Here is an 18,851-nt window from a genome sequence, read left to right on the forward strand (position 1 = left end):
GGTTTCATTGTTAGAGATTGCTGGGCAAAAAATTATGTTTAACGCTTTTTATTGGGTAAGTAGCAGCAGAGTTCTATGACAAAGTATAAGTATTTACAAAGAGTATATGAAAGAAGAATTATTAATGCTAGTTCAATATCTGAACTTATTGTTAGAAGAAGGTATTATGGTGGATTTAATAGTAATTCTCTATCCATTCGGGTAGATAATGGCTATTTGACTTTGCGAAAATACAATATTCCTGATGAAGATAAGATAAAGTAGAATATTTTAAAATATTTATTAATTCTCATTCTTTTCATAAATTATAGTAATGCCTGTTTTTTATTTATAGTTGGCATTTTTAAACTATCCATTATTTCATGTATTTTGATATTGTTATATAAATCCGAAGTGAATAATATATCTTATACATGTGGATAAAAATATAGTATTAAAATCATATGAAATAGCTCCTATTGTGTGAAATTTAATAATTTATCATATCAAAAACTATATTTTTATCTTCATGTATATGAGGAGTATAAATGTCTGTTTTTGATTTTTTTCTATTCTATCTTTATTTTGTAAAATATATAGCTATATTTTTAATTATATTTATTTTTTTATTTGGAGTTGATGATTTATTCATCGACTTAATGTATTGGAAGGAGGTATTATTAGGAGTTAATTCAAAAGAAAACAGAGAGGAAAATGTAAAGACCGACATAAAACAAAGTTATATGGCAATAATGATACCTGCTTGGCAGGAGGATGGTGTGATTGAGAAAATGGTATCTCTTCTAGCATCTTCCTGTAAATACGACAATTTTCATATATTTGTTGGTACTTATCCAAATGATCTGGCTACTACGGCTTGTATAGAGGAAGTATGCACTGAATATAAAAATGTGCACAATGTTATCTGTAAAAAACCAGGACCTACAAGTAAAGCAGATTGCTTGAATAATATATTCAAATACATTTTGTTCGAAGAAAATAGAAAAGGGATAAAATTTTCAGGGTTTATTTTGCATGATTCCGAAGACGTTACTCACTCTTATGAACTTTCCCTGTTCAATACTTATCTTCCAGAATATGACTTAATACAAATTCCTGTCTATCCATACGTAAGAAAGTGGTACCAATTTACGTCTTCACATTATATAGATGAGTTCTCTGAATTACATGAAAAAGATCTCTTAGTTCGAATGTCTATGACGGGTCACGTTCCTAGCGCTGGAGTGGGAACATGCCTAAGTCGTAGGGCATTGTTCAGGCTGGCTCGCTCAGGCGGAGGAAAACCTTTTGATTGTCGATCGTTAACAGAAGATTACGATATCAGTGTGAGACTAAAGCAGTGGGGGATGAGCGAAATATTCGTCCGCTCTGTGGCCAAAAATATCAGCTTTAAAGACTCTGATGATAGTGATAGCCCGAGTCTTGTTTGTGTTAGGGAGTTCTTCCCTAGCTCTTTTAATGCCGCAGTTAGACAGAAAAGTCGCTGGATAATCGGCATAGTATTTCAAGGTTGGAAAAATATCGGCTGGTCGAAAAATTGGAAAATGAATTATTTTCTTTGGCGAGATAGACGTTGTGTCTTATCAAATACTGTTTCATTTTTGTCTATGGCAGTATTTCTTCAGATAGCATGTATATCCATTTATCAAATTATTTTTAAAGATAGCTATTTCTTCTTATCAATATTTGATGATTATTTTCTATTAGAATATATAAGCTATGCAAATATTTTGTTTTTTATAAATAGACTTATACACCGCTTTATATTTGTACGAAGGTTTTATGGATTACTAAGTGCATTTATTTCTATTCCTAGGACACTTTGGAGTAATATTATTAACTTCTTCTCAAATATTAGAGCATTATATCTTGTTTTTTCCAAAGATAACATAATGAAAATATCATGGGACAAAACTAAACATGATTTTCCTGACATTAAAAATTCATAAATAAAGAAGGAAAATAATCATGAGGAAAATACGTCTAATAAAAATAATTATAATAGTTATCTCATTGTTTACTACTCCAGTTTTGGATACAGTAAAGGACAGCACCACGTTTATAGCTTCGTCTCTAAGTGAATCTACTCACTTTCGTACTTTTCCTTATTTGAACAGAGCTTTTTCTTTTGAGCGTAGCCAGAGGTTTGTAGAAGCCATTACTGAAGTGAAAAGAGCTTTGAATATAGCTCCCAACTACCAACCTTTTTTACATTACCTATTCAAGTTGCAGCTAAAGGCAAAAACGTACACAGAAGCAGAGCAAACATTAGAGGCATTGCCGGAGCAAGAAAAAGTAAAGTTGCTTGCGAGTTTAAGAAGTGAAATGTCTGTTCAGCAGTTGAACCTACCTAACGTTGAATTTGTTGCCTTACTGGGTGATTTGCCGCCTGAAGCTAAGCGGCAGGTATACTTATATCGTCTTTACTGGTTAGCAGACAATTCTGAGTCATTGGCACTGGATTGGAGTATTTCCCAAGCTTCTGATATTAAGCCAGATCAAGCCATTCTTTATGAGTCTGAAGTATGGCTAAAGCGTGAAAACTACTTGAAAGTTATCGATACCATGTCTCAGATCAGACGCAGGAGAGCGCTGTCTGACAGAGAGCAATATATCGTTGGCCTTGCGCTAATCAAGAGTAAAAAAATAAAAGAGACTAGGGAGTTACTGACGGATGCAGACCATGGGGAGACAAAGATTCTGCTTACCAAGCAATTGATCCTCGATTTGATTGATGATCAAGAGTATGACCAAGCTCTATACTGGTATCAATGGTTGGAACAAGACTATGGCTTATCTTCAGATGACTATGAGCGCGCATTCCAACTTGCGATAAGCCTAGGCAATTGGCCGCTCGCCCGTGCGTATCAAACAAAGAGATCTAATGCTTCTTGCACTGAAAGCGCATTGATCAGTGCAAGATTGGGCAACCGTGAGTTAGCCAAGCAGCAATTGTCATCTTGTTCTTCATTCGAATCACCCAAGCTATGGTTGAGTTTAGCTGAAGAGTTAAACCTATCCTTTATGATTGAGGCCGCATCTTTTGATGATTCAGGACTTCTTCACAGGCAAAAGATAGTGGTTGCATGGAATAGATACCATCAGGGAGAATATCAAAAGGTAATAGATATCTTATCGTCTACCGCTTACCTTTCTTTGAGCAGCAGGCGGCTTCTGGCATTGGCATATGAAAAAAATGGTCAATTCAATCATTCAATGCTCGCGTGGGAAGCGGTTTATCGTCGTTCTAACCGGCAGTCTGACCTAAAAAGCTTGTTAGAAGCAATGAAAAAGGCACTTACTGAGGTTGAGTTAATCAGACAATACGAGAAGTTGTTATCGGTTAGTTATCTGCCTTCCAAGGTTAGGCTAGATATTGCTGAGCAACTACTCACGCTGTATTCAAAGCACCCCGGAAAATTTGCCCCGGAGATTGCTATGCAAATGAAGAACCTAGATATCGCTTCATTTGATAACGCATTGCTTTGGCAGCAGTATGATGGGTGTAACCTTGCCAAAAAAGCGTTCTCAAACCCTCAAACCTCATTTGCTTGGCAAGTCCTTGGGTATTGCAGCTACCCTGCTAATGTTGATAGAGCGTTAGAATATACCGACAATGCCTTGTTGATGCAGAAGTCATTTTCAGCGCGCTTGGCTATTGTAGGGACGAAAGCTCAGATGCTTTATCAGCAGCAGCGTTATCAAGAGGTACTTAACGTATTGCTACCCGAATGGCAGCACATACAATCACCTTATGTTCGGCTTTTAGTTGCAAGCTCTTATTACCAATTAAAACGATATGAGAAAGCCAGATTTTGGTGGGCTGAAAGTGATGACCAAGATATCTTAGACTGGTGGTTGCTCGGTACAGATATCTATTTAGCCAAAAAGGACTTCACTTCCGCCGAAAGCAACCTTGAGATGGTAGAAAACAAATTCGAATCGGATCGTCAGATTGTTTCTCGATATATTAGGCTGTATAAATTACAAGGAAGCAAGCAAAAGCTGACTGATTACCTTTCCTATCAACATAAACTTCACCCTCAGGATGTTTACATCGCTACTGAACTGGCTTATGCCTACTTCTTAAATCGTCCTAAAGACTCAGTTCGATTGTTTGAATCTGTTATCCCACAGTTAAATGGTCAAGATAAAATATCAGCGCGTCACCAATTAGCTCAAGCCTACAAAAATATTGGCTGTGGTGACAAAGCGCAACATGAATATAAAGTGCTTATTGACCAGCTCACTACCATGCCTGAAAAAGATACTCGACTTATTGACCAGCTGCGTGCTGAGAATCGTGCCGTGACTTCAGCTTGGCAATTTTCTTTCAGTGGAGAGTCCGGAAACAGTAGCCCGTTTCAGGGACTATTTGATGACCCTGATAGTGAGGGGTTTTATCAAGTCAGTGCGAGCTATGGTTTTGAGAGCCTCCCTTCGCTAGCCGGGCAAGTGAGTGTATTGAGCTCTGGATCTTGGGATTCTACTGGAGTTGATTTGGGACTGAAATGGAGGCCTTTGCAACGGTTTGACATGACATTTTCTTCAGGTGTTCGCCATTATTTAGGAGAAGATTCCTATACTACCACTTACGTAAGAGTGAATGGGGATGTATTTTCGGGCTTAGGTTGGGACAAAACTTGGCGAGGGGTTCAACAAGTAAGCTGGTCAAACAGTTTGTACTTTGATGCGTTTTATCAGTTTTACGATCAAAGATCATTGCTGTACACCAGAGGTGAATCTGGGCCTGTATGGGGATTAGCCCAGAATTACCACCAACGTTTACGTGTGTATGGACTACTACAGGCGAGCGCTGACATTGTCGATGAACAAAGTGATAACCAAGTGAAAACTGGTGCCGGTGTGGGTTGGTTAGCTTCTTTTAACAATGATAAATATACGGGGTATTCTAATGAGACAGAAATTTCATTGGAGTGGCAAAAATACCTCAGCGATAGTGAAAAAAATGCAGTTATTTTACGATTTAACCTCTCATACTAAGGGTATCGTTCATTATCTTTACCTATCAATTTATTGAAATGAAAGCTTAGGTGTTGATTATCTGTTCTAATTGTAAGATATAAGCCACTGTAGGCTTTATATTTACTATGTACAAATATATTAATTAATTAAATTTTATTTGTGACAGGTATTAAATCTATTGGTTTTATCCACTAATATTTATTGCATGTTAACGTAAACCTAAGAATTATTTTTCTTACCTGAATTTATAAAATATTTAACATTATGATTTTAAATGAATTTTAATTTTAACTTCGGATGGAAAAAGTCTTACAAAAATAACAGTATTATGCGGATTGTTTGACAGTTTAAGAATGATATACATTTCAAGTGTGTTAATTGCGTGTAAATTTTTTGTTTAATCTAAGGTTTGGTTATCTAGTCATTTTTATTCTAATAAAGTGTTTAGGTACTTGTGCTAAACCTTATTTCTAGACTCATTTTTAAGTTTTGCTTATATAGCGCTACTTATTTTTACAAGATGCAGATATCACATTTGGCGCTCATTTAACAATCGACAGGTTGTCTCGTTAATACCCATCAGCGAGAAAATGAGTTGCCGACTCTTGTAGTGATTTGTCATTAGAACAATGCACTACGTCCAATATATTAAGTGTGGGTTGTCTATTTGACCTTCACTTTTCATTAGAATAAAAAATATGAAAAAAATATTATTATCTTCTATTCTCGCTGCTTCTTTTTCTACGGGAGCAACAGACGCAACATTTACCCAGTACGATCACCATCAGACTATGCGTGATAAAGTGAGCCTATGGGTTGATTGGGACGCACAAGAGCATACATTAAGCGCGGTTGAAGCGCTTAATGTTGCAAAAAGAAAGCATGGCACCGCATATATGTCTAGCTTGTTTATGAATCGTTTAGGAGAAGTTGCCAATCAATCGTTTAATACCGATGGACTTTCGAGTCTAGAAGTTGGGATCATCAGTGAAGCAGCAACCTTGTTTGTTATGTCCCAAGCTCCGGATATGCCGCACCACGAGTTATTCCCGTCTGAATATATGTTGCAAACGTTTTTGGCAAACTTGGCGACTGAACTTGAAGTACTCTACCCAATGGCTGAAGACGAAGCCATGTATCTGCAAAGATATTATGAGCATGATCCACTGGGGTTGTCACTGTTTTCGATTGCTTTAAACATAAGTTTAGAGCGTTATGGAGAAGCCGATCTCGTCAGAAGGTTAGCCGATAAAACCAATAGTCGATACTCTGACTCTCTTCGTCAATTTTTGATCGCTAACTTTTCAGCAGGAGGTCAATTTAGAGATAGATTAGAGTTGGTGTTACTCGAAGAATTAAAGCAGTTTTCAGCAAGCTGGAAGCCGTCATACGATGAGTTTTCTCAGCCACTAAACGGGTTTCACCCATATGCGCGAGTTGGTGCTATGATGCAAAGCACGCTCTTGAGCCGATGGTCATCCCTACGACAAGATGAACGTGAAACATTAACAGATTGGCATGATCAGGTCTCTAAATTGCCTAGCCATAAATATGGCTACTCCATGGTTGGAGAGGCAGTGGTGAACCACTTCCGTCAGCATAAGCAGCAAGAGCATCACAGTCGTTGGAACTTTCCGACCTTTGCGGCTATCACTTTAGTCACACTCGTTGCTCCCGAATTATTGGGTGAACTTGCACTCGGTGAAGCTGCACAAGCCTTACTTTTCTCCCGAACTATGTTTACCGGCGCAAGAGTAGCTGACGCTGTTTACACCGACGAGTTTGTTGAACTCGCGGCGCAACAAACAGCAAGACCTGGTGCTGTATTGCCGCAAAGCCAAGCCTTGTCTATCAGTAAGATAAGTAGCTCAGCATCAATAGGCTCGGAAGTGGAGCCAGGTCTTCATCACTACCTTGGGACAGACGCCATCGAGGGCACTGACTATGTGGCAAATGTTCAAGGTAGTTGGCAAAGGGTCAGGCGTTTTCCTTTCACTGATGATTATGCTTTATTTGGTGGAATGGGTTCGCTAGGTGTACACAAAGTGGCTCGTACCGGCGCTGCAGGTTGGTTGTTACACCAAACTGCTAATAGTCTTAACAACTGGGTATCATCCGGAGATTTTAGGCATGTACTGCTTCTTGGTAAAGGACAACCAGAATCACTATTTCGACATTATGGTGAGAATGTGAAGAGTCGTTATGGCATCCCTTCAAGAAACATGGCCAGTGATGGTGATCTTGTATCCCACCTGCTAAATGGCATGTTTCCTCGGGCTAGCTCAAGTCAACTATCCTCATTGACGTTTAATCATCGTTTGGATGTGGTTGCTCATGGTAATCCTTACGGTCCCATTTGCAGTAATCAAAGTGGACTGGAGACATCGCTTTCACCAACTGAGCTTGCCAAGAAATTGTTTGATTTCGGTTTACGTGAAGTTGGGGTTTTAAAGGTTCAGTCTTGCAATGTGGGAGGGGGGTTCTATTTAACTAAGCTTGAACAAGCGTTGAAAAAAACAGGTATAAATGTTGGATTTCTCGCTGCACCTAAAGGCTATTTAGTTCAGTTACCAAGACTACCCAGAGCGGTATTTTCACCTTTCCCAAATTTCAGGTCAGATCGTTATGAAGTAATTTCAACAGGTCTGCATCAGGGCTTCCCCGGTACTCGCTACCACTAAATAACTCTGCAATCGATATAGGCATATTAAAGTGTTTTACTCACAACATGAGTAGAACACTTTCTTTATATTCCCAAGTGGCTGGTTTATGTTATCCAGTAACTCTTAATTTTTAGAATATTATTAGCATGCCGAAATTGTGATTAAGATATGGTTTATCGCCTTGTCTTTCTGTATATATAACAGCACAATCGGCAAAAAATGTTTCGGGAGATAAGATGGAACTTGAAGATATCCGTCGTGAGTACAGTAAGGGCGGTTTGCGAAGAAAAGATTTAAAACAAAACCCTATCGATCAATTTAATTTTTGGTTACAGCAAGCCATCGATGCGGGTTTAACGGATCCTACTGCCATGACAGTAGCGACGGTTGACGAACAGGGTCAACCATTTCAGCGCATTGTCTTACTTAAACATGTTGATGACGAGGGATTTGTTTTTTACACCAACTTAGGCAGTCGTAAGGCTCAGCAAATAGAAGGTAATTCTAGAGTAAGCTTACATTTCCCATGGCATACGCTAGAGCGTCAAGTGCATGTCACTGGCTGTGCGGAGAAACTGAGTGTGAAAGAAAATATTAAATACTTTTCTTCAAGACCGAAGGAAAGTCAGCTGGCGGCCATTGCCAGTAAACAAAGTAGCCGCATATCAACCCGAGGAGTGCTCGAAGGCAAGTTCCTTGAGCTAAAGCAGAAGTTTGCCAATGGTGAAATACCAGTACCGAGCTTTTGGGGTGGTTTTAGGGTAAAGGTCGAATCTATTGAGTTTTGGCAAGGAGGCGATCACCGTCTTCATGACAGGTTTTTATTCTCTAAACAAGAAAAAGCTTGGCAGATAGATAGACTTGCTCCTTAGTATTTTATTAAAAAACGCCGCTAAATGCGGCGTTTTTTAATTCTAGGTAAGTCCGTAGGTTAGTTTATTTCACGTAATACTCGGAAGCCTACATAATTTGCCGCAGATGAGTCAGATAGAGAAAGCTGCTCATGAGCGGCGGCCATTTCTGGAGAAAAGTTCCAAGCCCCACCTTTAAGAATACCGCGAGCGTCATTGGTCCATTGCCAAACGTTTCCGACGGTGTCGTATATACCTAGCTTATTGGGCTTGAAAGCCATGACTGGAGAAGTACTCTTGTTTGACCATGGAGTGCCCCCCCAACCCGTATTAGCCTGACTTGGAGCAAAATGATCGCCCCACCAATAATTGGATTCAGAGCCTGCTCTAGCCGCTATTTCCCATTCATCTTCACTTGGCAGCCTGTAGCTATGATTGGTTTTTCTACTTAGCCATTGCGCGTAAGCTTGTGCGTCGTTCTTACTTACGCAAACCACCGGAGAGTTAGCCGCTTGTTTGAAGCCTGGGTTGCGCCAATATCCTTTTGAAATAGGCGTGACTTCGCCTTTTACGATAGCGGTACAGGTATTTTTCAGCTCAGCATCGGTTTGATAATTCGTTGAGTTAACAAAGGTTTCAAATTGCTTCACAGTGACAGGAGTGGTACCAAACCCGAAAGGTTGTTTGATTTTCAACTGCTTAGAGCCATGTTCACCAAGCATATACTGACCAGGCAGAATGGTAGAAACTTCTGGACCTTGATGACCCGAACCAAGAGAATCGGCGAACTTATCTCCTTCACGCAGCGGGTTTGCCGTTTCAACTAACACGGCGCGAAGGTTGTGATCTCTTTTAATGGACAATTCTTTGTTGAAGTCTTGGTAACCCTCTTTCCTAATTAAAATAGAGTGTTGTCCTACAGGCAACATAATTTCTACAGGGGTGCTGCCATAGTTAACCCCATCGATTGTGACTTTATCATCGTATAAGTTAGAGCGAACGTTCAAGGTCACCCAAGCGATTTCTTGGTTGGTGACAGAGCTACCCTTGTCATCAGCACTATCGGGTTCGAAACAGTATTTTTTATTGATGCCAAGTAGTGTACATGCGGCGCTTTGCGTTGGCCTAGCTTGCATTTCGACATCCATGAGGCTTCGATAGCGTATACCGTCATAAAAACCCGACTCTTTAGCTTTAGAGCGCAATACGTGAATATTAAAAGGGATTTTGTGAGCGTTGGGCTCAATTTCTTTTGACTCGCTAGTGTTCGCGATAAGCTCAGATTGAAACTGGTTTACTGCTTTTTGTAGAGCAAGGTCTCGAGTTTGGCGGTCACATTCTGCAATGGTCATATTCGCCTGACAGCGATTAGTGAAACTTACAGACAGAGAATGAGATTCTGTCAGCTCACCTTGCAGGCGCTCAGCTCGGGCGCGCAATTTGTTTTGTTCCAACGAGTCAATACTTTGAGAAATCGCCTCTAGTTCATTGCTGGCTAAACTGAGTTGATGTTCAAGTTCTTGGAGTATTTGTTCTTCAAACAAACGCTGTTTCTGATTTTGTTTAACGGCCGACCAAGCGTCCTGATAGGCTTTCTGACTTGCAGCAAGGTCGACGGTTGGGTCGTCAATCATGCGGGCATAATTCGCCGCAAGCTGTGCTTTGGCTTGCTTAAATTTGTCATCCAGAGCTTTAGCCGATTTGGTTAGCTGATCGACAGACTGTTTCTGACCGTCAAATTCAGCCTGTTTGTCATCATGGCGCTCTGTTGCCGATTTTAGTTCTTCATGTTTGTCGAATAGCTTCTGATCGATTTTTACGATAGGGTCGCGCGCTTCCTCAGCTGCAATACCAGCAGAGACAAAGTAAGGTGACAAAGCAAGAAGGAAGGTTGGTAAACCAGTTCGCATTATTATTTCTACAATTCTTTTTAATCTTATGGAGTTATTCTAAACGAAAACGCCACTTTTTCGTAAGTTATTCCCTTATAACTTACGACAAAATGGCGTTTTTGGTCAATGTTGTACTGCTTCCTTCTACTCAAAAAGAGAAGCGCGTTAAATATCTGAATTTGGGCGTAACTTAACCCAGACAGTATCATTGCCATCAATAGCAATCATACGGTTATATGTCTGGTAACCATCTTTAGAGACAGTAAACTGATGTTTTCCTTTAGGTAAAACCACTTCTATTGGGGTACTACCGTAATTGACGCCATTGATTGTTACTCGATCTTCGTACTGATCCGAGCGAATAGTAATGTTTGCCCAGCTTTGTTGTGTGGTTGTTTTTTCTTTTTTGGCAACACTGGCACTATTGAGACAATAACGTGAGGATACATTGAGTAGCTTACAGGCAGCTGAGGCTTCTGGCCGAGCCTGAAGTTGGGCTTGCATTTCAGTGTAATAACTATTGCTGCCTTCAAAGCCTGAACGGATAATTTGGCTCTCTTGAACAAAGACATTCAGCTGGACGCCTTTGATGTTCTGTTTAGCGATATTGGCTTCGGTCAAGCTGTCGAGAAGTTTTGTCTTAAACGTATTAACAGCACGCTGTTTAGTGAGGTATTTACCTTGATTAGTACATTCACCTAGAGTCATGGTAGCCGAGCAGGTTGTTTTGAATGTGGTGTTCAACACATCACTTTCTCGCAGCTCTGCATCAAGACGTTTGACGCGCGCTTCAACTTTCTGCTCTTTGAGGTAAGATAATTCAGAATTAATCCTAGAACGCTTTTGCTTGATCTGGGACAAGCGCATCTCTTGCTCAGTAATGGTTTGCTCTTGTTCAAGTATCTGAGTTTGATTCTTCTTTACCGAAGCCCAAGCCTCTTGGTACTCTTGTTGAAAAGAAAGTAAGTCAACGTCTGGATCATCTAAAAGGCGGTTATACTGTTTGTCCAGCGCTGATTTGGCGCGATTCCGTTTAGCGTTCAGCTCATTCTCTTCACGTTGAAACTTACCTAGCTCTGCCCTAAGGGTTTGCAACCGTGATGATTCAGCCTCGAATTCAGAACCAAGCTCCTGTAACTCACTTTGTTTGTTTTCCAATTTACTATCAATAGTTGCGACAGGATCGGCAGAGTCCACCATTTCCGCAAAAATCGAAGTTGATGCCCATAGTGGGCTTAGCGCAATTAAAAGCGCTGGGATGCGACGTATTATCATATTTCCCTGCAACAATTAACGTTTATTGACCAACGTAAAAATCCAAAAAAAGACAAACTCATGACAGTCCTTGTGTTCCTGCCTCTTCCAAGTTTACTTCAACCCTGCATCTTTCTCTTGTAAAAAGATTAACCAGCTTTATGCAGATTACCCTAATTTAACGTATATAAAACTTGGATGCTATCTATCATTTTGAGTTGATTGGGGAAATATGCAAGTGAAGAATGGGTATCTGCAAAAAGAAAGTTGCTAGAAGTGACATAAACCGTAATTTATGTGCACTTGATCATTCTTCCGAAGCTAGTTACACATCGCTTTGCGGCAGTCTTTTCTGATTGTAGTTGGTCCAAAATGGATCGATAAATTTCGAATTAAGTCGGTTTTGTTATAACATGCCATCCTAATGCAATCTGAGGTCAAAACTGTCTCATGAGCTGTTTCAAATCTCGGCCTATTGTTGGCGAACTAAATAAACCTGTGTCTCCCAAACCAGCGGAGCTTGTTACCTTACCCTCACACATGGACTGCCATGATCATAGCTATACCCAAATCGTGATTGGGTTAAAAGGACAAGCCGAGTTTGAGGTTAGCGGCTGTGGTAACATGGTTGGTCCAGGACAAGGCTGTGTGGTGACCTCTGGTTCAGGTCATGCTTTTGGTGGGGTTGTCGAGCAGTCGGATATTTTAGTGCTTAATATGCCATTTCCAAGCGCTGAAGACCCACTGATGTTGCAAAAACTCAATGAGCTTAATCGAGGTGAAACCTACTTTCAGCTCGATAGCCAAATTCAAAAGCTCATCTATATGTTAGTGAATGAAATGCAATCAAGGCCAGAGGATCTTCTCCTTAGCCGAGCTTGTAGTGACACTCTGATCGCCTTATTGCAAAGGCATATGTCAAAATTCTCAACACCTTACAAAGAGTCTCGTTTCGACCTTGATGCCATTGATCGTTATATCGAACAACACTTAAGCCAGAAAATCTCAGTCGCTCAGCTAGCAGGTAGTGTTTTTTTAGGGGAGAGTCAGTTTCATAGTTTGTTCAAGGCGCAAATTGGTATAACACCTCATCAGTACGTACTCGGTAAACGAGTTGACATGGCAAAGTCTTTGATTAAAAGAGGCAACTTGACCTTAGGTCAGGTGGCTGACTTAACGGGTTTTTCTAGTCAAAGCACATTCAGCCATACCTTTTTTCGTTTGCAAGGCGTATCGCCATCCCAATACAAGAAACAATTTAGTTAAATAAGCAACAGCAGACGTATATTATTTTGTCAATTTAGATGTGATTCTGTTTTTGTTTTGTTAATAGGCGGAGTTTTCAGCAAAAAACTCGGAGTTTTTGACAAGTAATCCTCTCCCGCTCAAAATACACTGCAAACCATTGTAATAACTCTGATGAATTTATCAGGCTTGAGATTGAGGAAAACGCATGTTTACTGCAACTGATGTGTTGAATGCCGAGTTTGTTGAGCAGCCGCTAAATAAACTTTGGTCGCTGATCTCGCCACTTTACATGGTGGACGAATCCCAATGGCTTGAACAACTGTTGCCGCTCGCGACTCCGACAGCGGACGAAAAAGCGCAGATGTCGACCAAAACGACTGAGCTCATTGAAGCTATCCGTGCAGATAAAAAGTCGATTCAGATGATCGATGCTTTGCTGCTGGAATATAGTTTGGATACCCAAGAAGGCATATTGCTAATGTGTCTCGCTGAAGCTCTAATGCGTATCCCTGATGCAGCCACAGCGGATGCGTTAATCCGTGACAAACTCAGTGTCGCAGATTGGAAGTCTCATTTAAAAAGTTCAGACTCGGTTTTTGTCAATGCTTCGACATGGGGCCTTATGTTGACAGGCAAAGTTGTTGGTTTGTCTGAATCTGAAGCGCGCAGCCCAGTGTCGGCGGTGAATCGTCTTGTTAATAAAATGTCTGAGCCTGTTATTCGTAAAGCCATGCACCAAGCGATGAAGGTGATGGGGCATCAGTTTGTTCTTGGCCGCTCTATCGCTGAAGCGCAAAAAAATGGCCGTAGCATGCGTGATAAAGGGTTTACCTACTCTTATGACATGTTAGGTGAAGCAGCACTGACCACAGCGGATGCGGATAAATATTTTAATGACTATCTAATGGCAATCGAAGCGGTAGGTCGTGATAGATATGGCATAGAGACAAGCCCAGCTCCGTCTGTTTCGATTAAACTGTCTGCTTTGCATCCCCGCTATGAAGTGGCAAATGAAGAGCGAGTGCTGACTGAACTTGCCGACACACTCACGCAATTGCTGCGTAAGGCTGTTGAATTGGATGTCGCCATCACGATTGATGCTGAAGAAGCGGATCGCTTGGAACTCTCGCTAAAGCTGTTTGAAAAAGTATATCGAAGTGATGTTGTGAAAGGCTGGGGTAAATTTGGTCTTGTGATTCAAGCCTATTCTAAACGCGCTCTTCCTGTACTGGTCTGGATCAACGGTTTAGCCCGAGAGCAGGGCGATCTTATTCCACTGCGTCTTGTTAAGGGAGCATATTGGGATAGTGAGATCAAATGGTCGCAACAAGCAGGTTACGATAACTATCCGGTCTATACGCGAAAAGAAGCCACAGATGTTGCCTATTTAGCTTGTGCTCGTTTTTTATTGTCTGACAATGTACGAGGCAATATCTTCCCGCAGTTTGCCAGCCATAACGCTCAAACAGTGACTTCTATCGCTGTGATGGCAGAGCATAAAAACTATGAGTTCCAGCGTTTGCATGGGATGGGTGACTCTCTTTATCACCATGTTATGGAAACACACCAACAGCCAGTGCGCATATATGCACCTGTGGGTAGCCATAAGGATTTATTGCCGTACTTGGTTCGTCGTCTGCTTGAGAATGGGGCGAACAGCTCGTTTGTCCATCGTCTAGTAGATGCGCGTTGTCCAGTTGAAACTCTTACTCAGCATCCTGTCGATATGTTGGGGGCATTTGAGACACTGAATAATACCAATATTCCATTGCCGCCAAAGATATTCTCTGAGCGCTCAAACTCTTACGGAGTAAATATTGATATTGAATCCGAGGCCAAGCCTTTTGAGCAGCAAGTTGAAAGCTTTCTAGACAAACAATGGTTAGCAGGACCGATAATTAACGGTCACGTATTCACTGAAAGCATGATCAAGGATGATGTCACTGTTGAGAAAGTGACAGCACCTTATGACAGGCGCATAGAAGTTGGTCAGGTGGCTTTCTCAAACCTTGATCATGTTTCCGCAGCAATTGAAGGCGCACAAGCGGCCTTTAACGATTGGCAAGCAACTGCGCCAGCTCAAAGAGCACAAGCGTTAGAAAAGTTAGCAGATTTGCTTGAAACTCACCTTGCTGAGTTGGTTGCTTTGTGTCATCAAGAAGCTGGTAAAACAATACATGACAGTATTGATGAAGTGCGTGAAGCGGTTGATTTCTGTCGTTACTACGCCAAACAAATTGATAACTTGGGCCAAGTTGAGATTCAAGGCTTTGATACCAAGACGCGTAAAGTCGTGCGTGACGGACGCGGTGTCTTTGTGTGTATTAGTCCTTGGAATTTCCCGCTAGCGATATTCTTGGGTCAAATTACAGCAGCACTGGTTGCAGGCAATACGGTAGTGGCAAAACCTGCTGAGCAAACTAGCTTGATTGCAGCTCGCGCTGTCGAACTTATGATTGAAGCAGGCTTTCCTAACGGCACTATTCAGCTGTTACCGGGGCGCGGAGCTGATATTGGGGCGGCATTGACTTCTCACCTTGCGATTGCTGGTGTTGCCTTTACAGGTTCAACCTTAACGGCACAGCGTATCAACCGCACACTTGCAGAACGTGATACTGCGCCAGTACCATTTATTGCTGAAACAGGTGGCCAAAACGCCATGATCGTCGACAGTACAGCGCTTCCTGAGCAAGTGGTACGTGATGTGATTCGTTCAGCGTTTGCTTCTGCAGGGCAGCGTTGTAGTGCACTTAGAGTGTTGTATGTTCAGGAAGATATTGCAGACAGAATCATTTCATTGATTCAAGGTGCGATGCAAGAGTTAAAAGTAGGCTTGCCTTTCGATCATTCAACCGATGTTGGACCTGTGATTGACGCCAACGCCAAGAATAAACTGCTCAAGCACATCGAGCGTATGACGGCGACTCAGCAAAAAGTCGCTGGACTTGAGCTTAACGAATTGCACCAACATGGCGATTTCGTTGCACCTTGCGCGTTTGAAATTGATGATATTGCTTGTCTCGATGAAGAGCAATTCGGACCAATTTTGCATATTGTCCGTTTTAAAGCGAGTCAACTACACCAAGTGGTTGAGCGAATTAATGGCACTGGTTTTGGCCTCACGATGGGAATTCACAGCCGTAATGAGACCACGTATCGCTGGATTGAAAAGCATGCTCGAGTGGGGAACTGTTACATCAACCGTGATCAGGTTGGTGCGGTCGTTGGCGTTCAACCATTTGGTGGTCAAGGTCTGTCAGGTACAGGTCCAAAAGCTGGAGGGCCACACTATTTATTCCGATTCACTCAGACATCATTTTCTTAATCGGTAAGCAAGGAGAAAAATTATGGTTCATCAAGTTACTCGTTTTTCCGATGCTTATGCAGCATGGGAAAATTGGAATCTCACCAGCTTTGAGATAAGAAGTGAGTATGTACTTGGGTTTAAGCAAGCATTGCAGGGTGTTGAGCCTGCTTTGGCTGCCGTTATTGACTACCATTACCAACATTCAGCGCAGCTGTTGTCCAAAACCCATGAAATGCCTGGCCCAACAGGTGAGACGAATGAGTTGTATACCGCTGGCCGAGGTGTCGCTCTGATCATTCAGGATCACGTATCTCAATCAGCGCAGCAGGCAGCGATCGCTCAACTTACTTGTGCGCTTCTTGCTGGTAATAGTGTTATTGTGTGCAGTGATGATATTGATTTGATCAAAGCCCTAGAAACGACAGCAAAAAGTGCGTCTTTACCAATAAATCTATTACAATTCGCCTCTCTTGACGCTTACCATCAGTTACTTGAATCTGATGTGAGAAGTGTTGGGTACATAGGCAATCAAGAGGTTGAACGAAATATCAACCGCCAATTAGCGAAACGCACAGGTGCTATTGTAGGCCTAGTTTCAGAAACGGATGTTGAGTTGATTCCAGTCGCTCACGATCCACATTTATCGCTGCGCTTTATCACAGAGCGTACGAGAACAATAAATATAACTGCTGTGGGTGGCAACGCAACCTTGTTGGAACTTGGGAGCGAAGCCCACTAACCCTTTCTCCGAGAGCCCTCACTCAGTGTGCGTGAGGGCGTTCATGGAAGGCGATTTTTTTATGAGGACAAACACATGGAAAATAGCTTTGCTATTACGACCACGTTTATTGCGTATCTAATTTTGATGATGGCAATAGGCGTCATTGCATACCTACGAACGAAAAACTCAACGGATTACTTTTTAGGCGGTCGCTCTCTTGGGCCTTGGCCTGCTGCACTTTCTGCGGGTGCATCGGATATGAGTGGTTGGCTTTTGCTCGGTCTACCAGGTTACGCGTATGCCGCTGGTATTGAAGCATTATGGCTCGCTGGTGGTCTACTTGCGGGTACTTGGCTAAACTGGCTTATCAGTGCTAAAAGACTGCGTACTTACAGCATCACGACAGATGCTTTGACCTTGCCAGAATTCCTTTCTCGTCGTTTTAACGATACATCTAAACTTATCCAAGTTATCTCTGCATTCTTTATCTTGCTATTCTTCCTTTTCTACACCAGCTCAGGTTTAGTGGCTGGCGGAAAACTGTTCGAGACCGTATTTGGGCTGAACTATAGCACCGCCGTTATTATTGGTACTGTATGTGTTGTGTCATATACACTGTTCGGTGGATTTTTAGCGGTATCTTGGACTGACTTAGTCCAAGGTCTTCTTATGTCTGCGGCGCTGTTGATTGTGCCTATTGCGGCGATGGAAGGTGGTCTTGGCCAGCTAAGTAGCGATTTGTCGAATATCAACCCTGAGCTGCTTACGCTGTGGAATGATACCAAGGGTGAGCCACTATCAGCGATTGCGATCATCTCTTTGGTTGCATGGGGTTTAGGCTATTTTGGCCAGCCGCACATTCTTGCTCGTTTTAAAGCCGCGCGCAGTAATAAGGATCTAACAACAGCACGTCGCATTGCGGTTGTGTGGACAGCACTTTCTATGGTTGGTGCTATGTTAGTCGGTCTAGTTGGTCTTATCTATGTGACTAATTCTGGGGTATCGATAGATGATGGAGAGAAAATCTTCATGTTGTTGGTTAACTCCATTTTCCATCCTGTCGTTGCTGGTGTGCTGTTAGCGGCAATACTTGCAGCAATCATGAGTACAGCCGATTCGCAATTATTGGTGTCTTCTTCGGCATTAGCAGAGGACTTCTATAAGCAACTAATTAAGAAAGATGCAAGTTCAGAAGAGATTGTGATGGTAGGCCGCATTGCGGTGGTAGCAATCTCAATTGTAGCTCTTATTTTAGCTCTAACGCCAGACAGCTCAGTACTCGGTTTAGTCTCTTATGCTTGGGCTGGTTTTGGTGCTGCTTTTGGTCCTGCGCTTATTCTGAGCCTTTACTGGCCGCGCATGAACCGCAATGGTGCACTGGCTGGTATCGTTATCGGCGGCGTGACTATTGTTGTGTGGAAACAACTATCAGGCGGTTGGTTTGATGTTTACGAAATTGTTCCTGGGATCATCTTATCAGCGATTGCCATTGTTGTGGTTAGCTTAATGACCGCAGAGCCAGAAGAATCAGTGAAAGCTCAGCATGAGAAGTTCAAGAAACAACTGGTTGAGTTGGACTAATTAAAGATCGGTATTTATCGATAAATTAGTGGTTTGTTAACTAGCTACTTTTGTTAACCATCTTTGAGGCCTGACTTCGATGTACAATCGGAGTCAGGCCTCAATCGTTATTATGCTATACGCACTATTTTTACGTGTCGTATTGCTCAATTAATTGCGAGGTAAAATGTAAAATTCTTTGCCCCGCGACAGGCCTTATTTTACCGCTTATTATTCACAATAATTATGATTTTGTGATCTAATTATTATTTTTTTGCCTATATTCAACTTTTTTCTCATCTTTTTCTGATTTTCCTCCATTTATAACCATCAGCTTTATTCATCAATAAAAAAAGAGGTCCTATGGCG

The 18,851-nt window shown here is 41.7% G+C and carries 10 protein-coding genes; 8 read left to right on the forward strand and 2 right to left on the reverse strand.

Translation table 11 applies throughout. The annotated features are described in order from the left end of the window. Positions 1–527 precede the first annotated feature (527 nt). The 4 genes from MHN79_RS03745 to pdxH all read left to right on the forward strand — a co-directional run bounded on the left by MHN79_RS03745 (position 528) and on the right by pdxH (position 8,521). Entirely contained in the window at positions 528–1,949 is a 1,422-nt protein-coding gene (locus MHN79_RS03745) for a glycosyl transferase family protein (RefSeq protein ID WP_239171769.1), read from the forward strand. Positions 1,950–1,968: 19 nt separating this feature from the next. Beyond that, entirely contained in the window at positions 1,969–5,004 is a 3,036-nt protein-coding gene (locus MHN79_RS03750; protein WP_239171770.1) for a CDC27 family protein, read from the forward strand. A gap of 680 nt (positions 5,005–5,684) precedes the next feature. Then, positions 5,685–7,667: a hypothetical protein gene (locus tag MHN79_RS03755; protein ID WP_239171771.1), complete on the forward strand. Its 1,983-nt coding sequence runs from the start codon at positions 5,685–5,687 to the stop codon at positions 7,665–7,667. 218 nt (positions 7,668–7,885) lie between these two features. Further along, a complete protein-coding gene (pdxH, locus tag MHN79_RS03760) occupies positions 7,886–8,521 on the forward strand; it encodes a pyridoxamine 5'-phosphate oxidase (RefSeq protein WP_239171772.1) in 636 nt (211 codons plus the stop codon). A gap of 59 nt (positions 8,522–8,580) precedes the next feature. Here the strand turns inward: pdxH and MHN79_RS03765 are convergent, their stop codons facing one another. After that, positions 8,581–10,410: an SUMF1/EgtB/PvdO family nonheme iron enzyme gene (locus MHN79_RS03765; RefSeq protein ID WP_239171773.1), complete on the reverse strand. Its 1,830-nt coding sequence runs from the start codon at positions 10,408–10,410 to the stop codon at positions 8,581–8,583. 147 nt (positions 10,411–10,557) lie between these two features. Beyond that, positions 10,558–11,667, reverse strand: a complete 1,110-nt coding sequence (locus MHN79_RS03770; RefSeq protein ID WP_239171774.1) for a PEGA domain-containing protein — start codon at positions 11,665–11,667, stop codon at positions 10,558–10,560. A 429-nt stretch (positions 11,668–12,096) separates the two neighbouring features. Between MHN79_RS03770 and MHN79_RS03775 the strand changes: the two genes are divergently transcribed. From MHN79_RS03775 to putP, 4 genes are all read left to right on the forward strand, one after another. Next, the gene (locus tag MHN79_RS03775; RefSeq protein ID WP_239171775.1) at positions 12,097–12,912 is read left to right on the forward strand and encodes an AraC family transcriptional regulator; all 816 of its coding nucleotides are present in this window, start codon (positions 12,097–12,099) and stop codon (positions 12,910–12,912) included. A gap of 187 nt (positions 12,913–13,099) precedes the next feature. Beyond that, on the forward strand, positions 13,100–16,219 hold the full coding sequence (putA, locus tag MHN79_RS03780) for a bifunctional proline dehydrogenase/L-glutamate gamma-semialdehyde dehydrogenase PutA (RefSeq protein ID WP_239171776.1): 3,120 nt from the start codon (positions 13,100–13,102) through the stop codon (positions 16,217–16,219). Between the two features lie 22 nt (positions 16,220–16,241). Continuing rightward, entirely contained in the window at positions 16,242–16,940 is a 699-nt protein-coding gene (locus MHN79_RS03785) for a 1-pyrroline-5-carboxylate dehydrogenase (protein WP_239171777.1), read from the forward strand. 75 nt (positions 16,941–17,015) lie between these two features. After that, complete coding sequence (gene putP / locus MHN79_RS03790; protein ID WP_239171778.1) at positions 17,016–18,503, forward strand: sodium/proline symporter PutP; 1,488 nt, start codon at positions 17,016–17,018, stop codon at positions 18,501–18,503. Positions 18,504–18,851: the final 348 nt, after the last annotated feature.

The organism is Vibrio sp. Of14-4 (assembly GCF_022347625.1).
Lineage (GTDB): Bacteria > Pseudomonadota > Gammaproteobacteria > Enterobacterales > Vibrionaceae > Vibrio > Vibrio pristinus.